This is a genomic window from Christiangramia forsetii KT0803, from assembly GCF_000060345.1.
GTDB lineage: Bacteria > Bacteroidota > Bacteroidia > Flavobacteriales > Flavobacteriaceae > Christiangramia > Christiangramia forsetii.
Window position 1 is genome coordinate 3403349 of record NC_008571.1, and the last position, 12023, is coordinate 3415371.

The 12023-nt window shown below is 37.5% G+C and carries 11 protein-coding genes; 5 read left to right on the plus strand and 6 right to left on the minus strand.

The window, feature by feature from the left end; all coding sequences use genetic code 11:
• Nucleotides 1-16: 16 nt before the first annotated feature.
• The 4 genes from GFO_RS15275 to trhO all read right to left on the minus strand — a co-directional run bounded on the left by GFO_RS15275 (nucleotide 17) and on the right by trhO (nucleotide 5245).
• Nucleotides 17-2329 (minus strand): penicillin-binding protein 1A, encoded by a 2313-nt coding sequence (locus tag GFO_RS15275; protein WP_011711085.1) that lies wholly within the window; start codon nucleotides 2327-2329, stop codon nucleotides 17-19.
• Between the two features lie 14 nt (nucleotides 2330-2343).
• Nucleotides 2344-2832, minus strand: coding sequence for a gliding motility lipoprotein GldH (locus tag GFO_RS15280; protein WP_041250165.1), 489 nt, complete (start codon nucleotides 2830-2832; stop codon nucleotides 2344-2346).
• Complete coding sequence (locus tag GFO_RS15285) at nucleotides 2825-4006, minus strand: PSP1 domain-containing protein (protein ID WP_011711087.1); 1182 nt, start codon at nucleotides 4004-4006, stop codon at nucleotides 2825-2827. Before GFO_RS15285 ends, GFO_RS15280 begins: the two co-directional genes overlap by 8 nt.
• Before the next feature lie 207 nt (nucleotides 4007-4213).
• Nucleotides 4214-5245: an oxygen-dependent tRNA uridine(34) hydroxylase TrhO gene (gene trhO / locus GFO_RS15290; RefSeq protein ID WP_011711089.1), complete on the minus strand. Its 1032-nt coding sequence runs from the start codon at nucleotides 5243-5245 to the stop codon at nucleotides 4214-4216.
• Between the two features lie 288 nt (nucleotides 5246-5533).
• Here trhO and recA point away from each other — a divergent pair, with 288 nt between their 5' ends.
• The 4 genes from recA (at nucleotide 5534) to GFO_RS15310 (ending at nucleotide 9136) form a co-directional block, all read left to right on the plus strand.
• Nucleotides 5534-6547 (plus strand): recombinase RecA, encoded by a 1014-nt coding sequence (gene recA / locus GFO_RS15295; RefSeq protein ID WP_011711090.1) that lies wholly within the window; start codon nucleotides 5534-5536, stop codon nucleotides 6545-6547.
• Nucleotides 6548-6633: 86 nt separating this feature from the next.
• Nucleotides 6634-7101, plus strand: a complete 468-nt coding sequence (locus GFO_RS15300) for a membrane lipoprotein lipid attachment site-containing protein (RefSeq protein ID WP_011711091.1) — start codon at nucleotides 6634-6636, stop codon at nucleotides 7099-7101.
• A 35-nt stretch (nucleotides 7102-7136) separates the two neighbouring features.
• Nucleotides 7137-7685 carry an RNA polymerase sigma factor gene (locus tag GFO_RS15305; RefSeq protein WP_011711092.1) on the plus strand — a complete coding sequence of 183 codons (549 nt, stop codon included), beginning with the start codon at nucleotides 7137-7139 and terminating at the stop codon, nucleotides 7683-7685.
• Nucleotides 7682-9136, plus strand: coding sequence for a hypothetical protein (locus tag GFO_RS15310; RefSeq protein ID WP_011711093.1), 1455 nt, complete (start codon nucleotides 7682-7684; stop codon nucleotides 9134-9136). Before GFO_RS15305 ends, GFO_RS15310 begins: the two co-directional genes overlap by 4 nt.
• Here GFO_RS15310 and GFO_RS15315 read toward each other — a convergent pair.
• Complete coding sequence (locus tag GFO_RS15315; protein WP_011711094.1) at nucleotides 9133-9876, minus strand: lysophospholipid acyltransferase family protein; 744 nt, start codon at nucleotides 9874-9876, stop codon at nucleotides 9133-9135. The two genes, GFO_RS15310 and GFO_RS15315, sit on opposite strands and share 4 nt — an antisense overlap.
• 75 nt (nucleotides 9877-9951) lie before the next feature.
• Here GFO_RS15315 and trpS point away from each other — a divergent pair, with 75 nt between their 5' ends.
• Nucleotides 9952-10920, plus strand: coding sequence for a tryptophan--tRNA ligase (gene trpS / locus GFO_RS15320; protein ID WP_011711095.1), 969 nt, complete (start codon nucleotides 9952-9954; stop codon nucleotides 10918-10920).
• Here trpS and dprA read toward each other — a convergent pair.
• The gene (gene dprA, locus GFO_RS15325; RefSeq protein ID WP_011711096.1) at nucleotides 10917-12017 is read right to left on the minus strand and encodes a DNA-processing protein DprA; all 1101 of its coding nucleotides are present in this window, start codon (nucleotides 12015-12017) and stop codon (nucleotides 10917-10919) included. The genes trpS and dprA overlap by 4 nt on opposite strands.
• Between the last annotated feature and the right edge of the window lie 6 nt (nucleotides 12018-12023).

A 12023-nucleotide genomic window follows, 5' to 3' on the forward strand; every position in this document is an offset into this window, starting at 1 on the left:
GTTTTTTATGAAAAGCTTAAAAATCCAGCTCATCCGGGACTGAATCGTTCGTATTTTGGTTTGCACCATAATTGTCACAATTCACTTCAATACTTAAATTTTTAGGTCGTTCAAAGGCATCTTTAGAAACCTTGAGATCTTCGTTTTTATAAACGTCTTTCATATACATTCCCCAAATTGGTAACGCCATGGTTGCTCCCTGGCCATATCTAATTCCCGGGAAATGTACCGCGCGATCTTCTGCTCCCACCCAAACACCTGTGGCAAGGTTTGGAACCATCCCTATAAACCAACCATCACTTTGATTTTGTGTAGTTCCCGTTTTCCCGGCAATAGGATTTTTGAAATCATAAGGATAACCGGTCACTGCCCTTTCGTAATCCTGTCGTCCTTTTGCCCAGGTTCCTCGTAGTCTAATACCGGACCCAGATTGTGTAACCCCTTCCAATAATGTAGTAGTTACGTATGCCGCCTCTTTACTTAATACATCCCTGGTCTCAGGTACATGTTGATATAGTACGGTACCATTTTTATCTTCGATACGATTTACTAGAACGGGTTTTACATACACTCCCTGGTTAGCGAAAGTGCTAAAAGCCGAAACCATTTCGAACAAACTAAGATCTGCAGTTCCAAGAGCAATAGAAGGTACTTTTGGAATATTTGATACATCAACACCTAGTTTTTTCGCAAGGTCTATTACAGGTCCCGGGCCTGTTTTGTCGATTAATCTTGCTGTTACCGTATTAACAGATTTTGCCAATGCTTCCTTCAGGGAAATCATCCCTTCATAACCATCATTACCGGCATTCTTTGGTGACCAGTCTTTTTGATTGCCATGCTTTCCGGCCTCAATGGTAAATCGTGCTCTTGGCAGGGTATCACAAGGAGAAAATTTTAACTGATCTATCGCTGTGGCATATACAAAGGGTTTAAAAGTAGAACCCACTTGCCTTTTCCCCTGCTTAACGTGATCGTATTTAAAATGCTTGAAATTAGTACCACCAACCCAGGCCTTCACCTCGCCAGTTTGCGGCACCATAGACATCATTCCCGCCTGGAGGAAAGATTTATAGTATAAGATGGAATCACGGGGAGTCATTACTGTATCAATAGTTCCTTTCCAACTAAAGACACGCATCTCTGCATCTTCTGTAAAAGAATTTCTAATTTCTTCCTCAGATTTTCCCTGAGCCTCCATTTTATTCCATCTTGCTGAACGCTGCATGGCGCTTTCTACAAGACTTTCTACTTCAGATTTATCAATATCACGAAAAGGGGCTGTAGAATTATTTTCATTTTGACGATCAAATTCCTTCTGAATATGCGAAATATGCTTTGTTACGGCGTCTTCTGCGTATTCCTGCATCTTAGAATCTAAACTGGTATAAATTTTAAGTCCGTCTCTAAAAAGACTATATTCGCTACCATCTGGCTTAGGATTTTCTTCAATCCAATTCCTCATAAACTTCTGAAGATAAGCTCTGAAATAAGTTGCCATCCCTTCATCATGGCCTTCCGGGGTAAATTCAATCTTCATAGGTAACTTCTGAAGTGAATCCATTTCCTGTTCAGAAAGAAAACCATTACGGTTCATCTGTTCAAAAACCTGATTTCTTCTGTCTTTTACCATTTCAGGTCTTCTCATAGGGTTGTATAAAGCAGAGTTCTTAAGCATCCCTACCAATACAGCCGATTCTTCTATCTTTAGATCCCTAGGTTCTTTATCAAAATAAATTTTAGAAGCTGAACGTATTCCTACTGCCTGATAAATAAAATCGTATTTATTAAAATACATGGTAATGATCTCCTCCTTGGTATACTGGCGTTCCAATCTCGTGGAGATCACCCATTCCTTGACTTTCTGAAAGACCCTTTCTACATTATTCTGAGCAACGTCTTCTGTAAAAAGTTGTTTTGCCAGCTGTTGTGTGATGGTACTTGCTCCGCCCCTGGTTCCCAGATAAACAGCGGCCCTTACGGTTCCTTTTGCATCTATTCCCGCATGCTGATAGAAGCGTTCATCTTCTGTTGCCACTAAGGCCTGAACCAAATGCTCTGGCAGGTCATCGTATTTAATAGGTGTTCTATTTTCGCTATAGTATTTACCCAAAGTCTCACCGTCTGAAGAAAATATTTCGGTAGCAAGATTAGTTTCAGGGTTCTCAAGCTCATCAAAGCTTGGCATTTTACCAAATGCTCCCCAGCCTGCAAGTAAAAAGATAAAGATTGATACTAGAATTCCAATTCCGAAAAGTGTCCAGAATCCAACAATAAACTTACGATTGCTGTGTGCAGGTTTCTTAGTTTTTTTGGGTGTGCGGGCCATTTATATCACGAAAATTAATTGTCACTTTTTTCAATTCTGAATCCAACATCTGTGATTCCTTCCAATTCCTGAATTCCATCTACGTCACCATTCTTGCGCATTGCCTGCTGAATGCTTACTTTGTATTTTCCGGATTCATCGAATTTCACATTCTCCTTGTACCAGAGTTTGCTCTCTTTAACATCCCCAAAACCTATACCGAGCCATTCCCCGTTTGGTTTGGTCATATCATATTCTAACGTATCGCTAATCACTTTTCCCTGCGGAAATTTAATCTCAGTGATTAGAAAAAGATTACTATACCGGTAATCATTGTTGTTCCTGATATTTATAAATAAATCGTAGACCTTTGTAGAGTCTATATTATCCAGCTCAAAATTTACCAGGGAGTCTTTATGCCATTCATGAATAGACTCATACTCATCATAAACTCTTTTCTTGTCGCAGGATGAAAACAGGATAATAGTAAAGATGAATATAAAAACAGAAAAAGCACTACGCATTTTTAGACTTTGAAGTATTCCCTTTATGTTTTTTTCTCTTCTTATTCTTGTTTCTGCGTTTACGCTGTTGTTGCTTTGGCTTATCAAACCTGGTAAGGCTATCTTCACCAATACCGTCATTAAAACTCTTTTGATCGGTTTCAGCTAACTGCAGATTCAATTCGTATTCTTCTAAACTTCCAACCACTTCGTCCTTCTTATTTTTAGCAATGATCTTATTCGCCTGTTCCGGAGTCAACGTATGCCAGTTCATCCATTCACCTTCATAAGCATACCAAAGAAGACCCTTGAAAATGTCAATTTTCTGACATACCGCAGTTCCTTTCTTTGTCTTTAACTTAACGTCGGTTTTCGGAAAAGATTTTAAGGCTTCCAAATAAGTATCTAATTCATAGTTTAGACAGCATTTCAATTTCCCGCATTGTCCCGCTAATTTCTGCGGATTCAGGGATAATTGCTGGTATCTTGCTGCAGAAGTACTTACAGATCTAAAATCTGTTAACCAGGTAGAACAGCAAAGTTCACGACCACAGGAACCAATTCCTCCCAGTCTTGCTGCTTCCTGACGCAGACCTATCTGCTTCATTTCAATACGTGTATTGAATTCACGGGCAAATTCTTTGATCAGCTGCCTGAAATCCACACGATCTTCCGCAGTATAATAGAAAGTTGCTTTTGAAGCATCTCCCTGAAACTCGATATCGCTAATTTTCATGCTTAATTTAAGCCTGATAGCAATTTGCCTGGAGCGTTGCTGGATCTTTTCTTCCCTGTCACGGGCTTCCTGCCAAACATCGATATCCCTTTGAGAAGCTTTTCTATAGATCTTTAGAATTTCTGCCGAATTTGGATCTTCCCGCTTCTTTTTCATCTGAACTCTTACCAGTTCCCCGGTAAGACTTACAATCCCAACATCATGGCCCGGGCTGGCTTCTGTAGCAACCACATCGCCAATACTCAGACTTAAATTTTCAGTGTTTTTAAAGAAATGTTTCCGCCCGTTTTTAAAACGGACCTCAACAAAATCGAAAGGTTCTGCACCTCCCGGAAGAGACATATTAGAAAGCCAGTCGAAAACGGTTAGTTTATTACATCCGTCTGTTCCACAGGTTCCATTGTTCTTACATCCTTTCGGCTGACCGTCTTTGCCGGTCGAGCAACTTGTGCAAGCCATATATATATTATATTGAGGAAGTCACTTTTGTGCTTTGTAAACATCATTCTGTCCTACCATTCCGGTAATATTTCGCAGAATCTCCTTCATCTTCACAGGCAATCTTTCAGCCGTTCGCACTTCTTAAAGTACCTTCTTAAGGTTCATAAAAATTTTCAACAGTAAATATACCAATATTAATTGGCTCCACCATTCTAGTAAAGAAACCTATTGCTTAAATCGTAAAACCTCAGACCTTCCTTTTTTAAAGATCTTATTGCTCGCTCCCTTGCCTTTTCTAAGCGCTTTCTGCTCTTCATAAGGCAATGCCGCAATTTCTTTACAATTATCTGAACAACAAATGTTCATTTTTTCAGCGCATTCTTCACACTGAATAAACAATAAGTGACAGGCTTCATTTGCACAATTAACATGCGTATCACAGGGTTTTCCGCATTGATGACATTGCGCGATCACATCTTCTGAAATTCGCTCGGATCTACGATGGTCAAAAACAAAATTTTTACCAATAAATTTATTCTCCAGCTGCTGTTTTTCTACCTGTCGCGTATATTCAATTATTCCACCTTCAAGCTGATACACATTTTTAAATCCGCGGTGTTTGTAATAGGCACTGGCTTTCTCACAACGAATTCCGCCTGTGCAATACATCACAAGATTCTTATCTTCCTTATGCTCTTTAAGATCTTCTTCAATAATATCCAGAGAATCTCTGAAAGTGTCTACATCTGGGGTGATTGCTCCCTGAAAATGACCAATTTCGCTTTCATAGTGATTTCTCATATCTACTAAAACGGTATTGGGATCATTGATAAGTTCATTGAACTTTGAAGCATCTACATGAACACCTTTGTTGGTAACATCAAAAGTTTCATCGTTCAAACCATCGGCCACGATCTTGGTTCTTACCTTCACTTTCAGTTTCAGGAAAGACTTAATATCATGTTCAATTGCGATATTTAAACGTACGTTCTCAAGAAAATAGATCTCATCTATAAATGCTTTGAATTCATTAAATCGCTTTGCCGGAACAGAGAGTTGTGCATTGATACCTTCATGCGCCACATAAATTCTTCCAAGGACATCTATCTGGTCCCAGGCGATGTATAAATGATTTCTGAATAATTCGGGATTTCCGATCTTTGCATAAGCATAGAAAGAGAGCGTAAGCCTGTCTTCTCCGGCTTCTTCTAAAAGGGCTTCTCTTTCTTTAGCGCTCAATTTATTGTACAGTTGCATGCTATACTAATATTTTAAGTGTTAAAGAAATTTTTGCAAATATAAAAAAGAAATTAGATCGCTGCGCTGTTAGAATATAGAAACTAGACTTGCTGGAAATTATTTACTGAAATTTCTGAATTAAAACTTTAATGATGTTATTTTTTCTATTTAAGATCATGATATTAATTCAAAATACGATATTCCAATTTTTTGGAAATATTCCATAAAAGGCGAATGAATTTTATTGTATTACAGCAAAACTTATAGTATTTTAGCATTCCTTATTTTACAATTTAAAATACATTCATGAGCAACGATAAAGAAAAAGACGCAAAACTAAAGGCACTGAAGCTTACCCTGGATAAAATGGACAAAACCTACGGAAAAGGTACGGTCATGAAAATGAGCGACCAGGTAGTAGTAGATGTAGACGCTATTTCTACAGGTTCTTTAGGCCTTGATCTTGCATTGGGAGTTGGAGGATATCCAAGAGGAAGGGTAATTGAAATTTACGGTCCTGAATCTTCAGGTAAAACAACCCTTACGCTACATGCAATCGCTGAAGCGCAGAAAAAAGGCGGAATTGCAGCTTTTATTGATGCTGAACATGCTTTTGATAGATTTTACGCTGAAAAACTGGATGTAGATATAGATAACCTGATCATTTCTCAACCAGACAATGGAGAGCAGGCGCTTGAAATTACAGATAACCTGATTCGATCAGGTGCTATTGATATTATTGTGATTGACTCTGTTGCAGCTCTTACTCCAAAAAGTGAGATCGAAGGAGAAATGGGAGATTCTAAAATGGGGCTTCATGCTCGTTTAATGTCTCAGGCACTTAGAAAGTTAACTTCTTCTATTAGTAAAACTAACTGTACGGTAATTTTCATTAACCAGTTAAGAGAGAAAATCGGGGTAATGTTCGGGAATCCTGAAACCACTACCGGTGGTAATGCTCTTAAATTTTATGCTTCCGTAAGACTTGATATTAGAAGGTCTACACAAATAAAAGATAGCGCCAACAATGTGATGGGTAATAAAACCCGTGTTAAAGTTGTAAAGAATAAAGTGGCTCCACCATTTAAAATGGCCGAATTTGATATCATGTATGGGGAAGGGATTTCCAAAATTGGGGAGATCATCGATATTGGAGTAGATTATGAGATCGTAAAGAAAAGTGGTTCATGGTTTAGTTACGAAGACACCAAACTGGGACAGGGACGTGATGCGGTTAAGATACTGCTAAAGGATAATCCGGATCTTATGGAAGAGCTGGAAGAAAAGATTAAAAACGCTATTAAAGCCGCTAAGGAATAAATGAGAATCCCCGAAAGGGGATTTTTTTTGCTTTGTACGCAACCTTTTCCATTAAATCGCATCTACTATACAAATGTAAATAGTATATGAAACGATTGATTTTTGCCTTTATGGCATTGCTTACCCTGAGCAGTTGTTCAGTTGATGACGACGCTGCAAATTTATCTTATGATTTTGCAGAAATTACAGATTCCACATTTCCGGAATTTTTTGAAGCAGGCAAGAGTTATGATCTCAAATTAACCTACAAAAGACCTACGACCTGCCATAATTTTATTGGAATTGATGGAGGAAGAGAGGATTTGAATTCAAACGAAATATTTTTATATGCCCTCACTTCCCTTGATCGTGGAGCTACAGGATGTGATTCCTCCAATGAGACTAATTTAATTTCCGAAACTACGATTAGAGGTTTTAGCATTAGCGCAAATATTACAGATGATGAAGTTTTTATATTTCAACTATGGACGGGCGAGGATGCTAATGGAGATCCGGTTTTCACGACAATAGAAGTACCGGTAGGTGATCCTGAAGTTCCAAATTCGTCCTCATAAGTTTAAATATCTTTGTATCTGTTTGAAATCTGAAATTGGTAAAAATTAAGAATCTTATTCAGGGGTGTAAAAACCAGGATAGAAATGCTCAGGAACAGCTTTACCGTCTTTATGCGGCAAAGCTGTTTGGTGTATGTCTTAAATATTCCAATAATTACCAGGAAGCAGAAGACAATATTCAGGATGGCTTTGTAACCATATTTGAAAAGATCTCACAATATAAAGATGAAGGTTCTTTTGAGGGCTGGATGAAAAGGATTTTGATAAACACAGCGCTTCAAAAACACAGGCAGCAAAAAGTATATGGCCTCACCAATGAAGACAATATTCAGGAAGAAGAAATCGAGGTAGAAACAGATGAACCTTCTGTTGATTTTCTTCTGGAATGTGTACAAAGTCTTCCAGACAGATACCGACAGGTCTTTAATATGTATGTTATGGATGGTTTTTCACATAAAGAAATTGCCAACCTGCTAAAAATATCTGAAGGAACTTCAAAATCCAATCTTGCCAGAGCGAGAATGGCTTTAAGAGATAAAATTGAAAAAAAAGAAAATATTAAAAATTCGGCTCAATCGTCATGAAAGAAAAGAAAAACATAGACCGGATTTTTCAGGAGGGTTTCAAAGATTTTGAGACGGAACCCCGTGAACAAGTTTGGGATAACATTGCTTCAAGGCTCGACAAAAAGGAAAAGAAAAGACCTCTTATCATTCCTTTATGGTTAAAACTTGGAGGAATTGCTGCTGTTATGACTTTAATAGTAGCCAGTCTACTTTTTACAGATAATCAAAATTCTGTTTTAGAGGAACCCGGGGTTGTTTTTGAAAAACCTGAGAAATCTACTAAAGATGAAAATAAAGACAAAAGATCTTCAGAAAGTCCTAATCAAATAAACGAACCTGCAGAGCAAATCGTTTCCGATGAAAAAAATACTGAATCTAAAAGTGGCAAAATAGATGCTTCTTCAGATAATAAATCATCTTCAAATTCGGCAATAGTTGAAAATAGAAATAATCCAGTTGCTAATAATAAGGCAGATAAAACTAGAGAACCTGGTAGTGCTTCTAATTCTGTAGTTGATAATAATCCGCAGAAACCAGGATCTTTAAATGACATACATAAAAAAGAAGATTCAGCGAATACTTCTCCGTTAAAAGATGAACCAGCAAAAGCAATTGCTCATACTGAAGCTATAGAAAATGATTCTATAAACAATGAATCTATTATGAAAGAGGAAGAGAATGCCCTTGCCCAGGTGGAAGAGGACAAGAAAAAAGCGGAAAATGAAGAAGAAGCCCTGGCCGAGACAGATTTTAAAAAGTTGAGACTTTCAACTTTCGCAGCGCCGGTTTTCTATAAAAATATTGGAAGTGGAAATGAACTCTCTAATCAGTTATCAGATAATTCAACTTCATCAGAAGTTACCCTTTCTTATGGGGTTAAAGTAGCCTATCAAATTTCTAAAAAACTAAAAATAAGAACCGGAATTAGCAAAATTGATATCAGCAATAATATCCAGGATATTTCCTATTCTCCTTCAGCGATGTCTTCAAGTTTTGAAAATCTCAGCCCGCTAGATGATAATGTGGAAATTAGGGATAATTCTTCTTTAGATAATGGCTTGCCTGGTTTTGAAATGGGCGAAAACAATTCCTTCACCACCATAATTTCCAATCCGGGAGAGATCAAGCAGCAATTTGGCTATATAGAAGTGCCGCTTGAACTTGAATATACTCTAATAGACAATAAATTTGGTTTGAATATTATTGGGGGCGGTAGTAGTTTATTTCTTGATAATAACAGGGTTCAATTAATTTCTGAAGAGGTAAAAACAGATCTTGGGAAAGCAACAAATATTAATAATACTAGCTTTAGTACAAATATCGGGTTGGGAATGGATTATAAACTAACAGATAAGTTTAGTATTAGTGTAGAACCGATCTTTAAATACCAGATCAATACCTTCAATAATGTGAATAATGTACAACCGGTGAACTTTGGCGTTTACTCAGGTTTGAGCTTTAGGTTTTAATGTACCGTTGGATTTTTGAGCTCCTGATGGATAATTCTAAACGTCTTATCACGTAAATTCTTTCTTTCTGTTGCTTCCAAACCTTCTGTACAGATAAAATTATGAATCTTCACTCTTAATTTTCCCGGGCATCCGGTAAGAAACCTATAAGAAAATCGTTTTTTATTATCATGAAAGCTAATGGGAACAATTGGAATTTGGTGCTCAATTGCCAGCCTAAAAGCACCATCTTTAAATTGATCAAGAATAATTGACTGATCATTTGGCACCCCACCTTCAGGAAAAATACAAATACTGTTTTCCTGTTTTAATCTCCTCTGAGCTTCTTCAAAAGCCTCCAACCTGCTCTTTTGGTTTTTTCGATCTACAAGAATACAGGTTCGGCGATAAAAAAAACCGAAAACCGGGATTCTGCCTAATTCCTTTTTTCCTATGAATACAAAGGGTTGCTTCATAATAGAAAGCATCAACATTATATCTAACATAGAGGTATGATTGGCTACCAACATGTAACTTTTCTGTTTTTCAGGCACTTCATCAGCTTCCATTTTAATTCGGAAACCCATTCCAAATAAGATCACTTTAGCCCATATTCTGGCACAAATAAAATATTGAGGGTAAAATTTTTCAGAAGAAGTAAAAATGATAAGAACCGGAAGCATAATGATTATGGGAATGATCATCAAAATATAAAACCATATTCGCCATAACAGAATTGCCGCCGATTTAATAAAACTCATAGTTTTCAAAAGTAGTAAAATGAACCGAGTGAATTATATAAAAAAATTACCTTTGCATCAAAATTCAAAAAGTCCATGTCCAGAATACTTACAGGAGTACAAAGTACGGGAACCCCACACCTGGGGAATCTTTTAGGCGCTATTATGCCGGCAATTGAAATGGCAAATCAGCCAGATAATGATTCTTTTATTTTTATTGCTGATATGCACTCTCTAACCCAAATAAAAGATGCTGAAACACTTAGGCAAAACACCTATTCTGTAGCGGCAACCTGGCTGGCCTGCGGACTTGATATTGAAAGAAGTGTTTTTTATCGTCAAAGTGATATTCCGCAAGTGACGGAGTTATCCTGGTATTTAAGCTGCTTTTTTCCTTATCAGCGCTTAACCCTCGCCCATTCATTCAAAGATAAAGCAGACCGACTTGAAGATATTAACAGCGGGCTTTTCTCTTACCCGATGTTAATGGCAGCAGATATTTTGCTGTATGATGCTGAAATTGTTCCCGTGGGAAAAGACCAGCTACAACATATTGAAATGACGAGGGATGTTGCTTCCAGATTCCATGCGAAAATGGGAGAAGTCTTTGTGATGCCTGAAGCAAATGTTCAAAAAGACTCCATGTATGTCCCCGGAACCGATGGTGCGAAAATGAGCAAGTCTAAAGAAAATACCATCAATATTTTCCAGACCGATAAAAAACTAAGGAAACAGATCATGAGTATTGATACAGACAGTACTCCACTGGAAGAGCCTAAAGATCCAGATACCTGCAACGTTTTTGCTCTTTATAAGATCATGGCGACCGAAGGGCAAATTACTGAAATGCGCAAAAATTATGAAGCTGGCGGTTACGGATACGGCCATGCTAAACAGGCACTTTTTGAACTGGTTAAAGAAAAATTTGAGCAGCCAAGAGAAAAGTATGAATACTATATCAACAATTTAGAGGAAATAGACAAGGCCCTGGAAGTAGGAGCTGAAAAGGCAAAAGCAGTTGCCGGTAAAGTATTAGGAAAAGTTAGAGCGAAGGCAGGCTATTAGATCACTTCAAAAAGTTTTCCCGGTAATGGCCTTATTGCTCCTTTCAACTCCATGTTAAGGAGAAGAGAGGCTGTTTTAAAAGTTGGGAAATTACAATTAAGGGCTACCATATCCAGTTCTGTTTTGCCCTGTAATTTCAAAAACTCATAAAGTCGTTGTTCATCTTCTTCCAGTTCTATAAAAAGTTGCTTTTGAACCGGTTTTATTTCTTCCGCAACTTTCCAATTCAGAATATAGGCAAGATCTGCCACAGAGGTTAAAACATGGGCTTGCTGAGCTTTTATTAAATTATTGCACCCCAGGCTAAACTTATCTGAAGGCCTTCCCGGAACTGCAAAAACTTCCCTGTCATAAGAATTAGCAATATCTGCCGTAACCAAAGCACCTCCTTTTTCTGCACTTTCAATTACGATGGTGGCCTCACTCAAACCGGCAATGATACGGTTACGCTTCAAAAAATTGTTGCGATCAAAAGTATCGGTACTCCAAAAATCTGTGAAAAACCCACCATTATCTTCGATCTCACTCATATATTTTTTGTGGGATTTTGGGTATATCTGATTTAAGCCATGCGCAAGGCAACCAATAGTTTGAAGACCATTTTTTACAGCTGCTTTTTGAGCAGTAATATCTACTCCATACGCAAAGCCCGAAATAATCACCGGGTTTAAAATTGCCAGGTCTTCTATTAATTTTTCACAAAAAGAAACTCCGTGAGGAGTTATTTGTCTTGTACCTACAATACTGATAATCCTTCTTTTGTGCAGCTCTATATTTCCGCGGGAAAACAATAAAATTGGCCCATCCAGGCAGTGTTTTAGTTTTTCAGGATAGTCTTCATCTTGAAAATAAAAGGTTTGGATACTGTTCTTTTCTATGAATTTGAGTTCGTTCTCTGCCGCCTTTAAATGTTTGGTATCATGTAATTCCTTAATTCGAATTTGACCTATTCCATCAATTTTTAAAAGATTAATCTTCTTTTCTTTAAAGATATTTTCGGCACTCCCTAATTTCCTAATAAGCTTTTTTGCAGTAGTATCTCCCAGATTTGGAATATGTTGCAACGCAAGTGTATAAATTAGGTCTTCAGAATTCATTCAGAA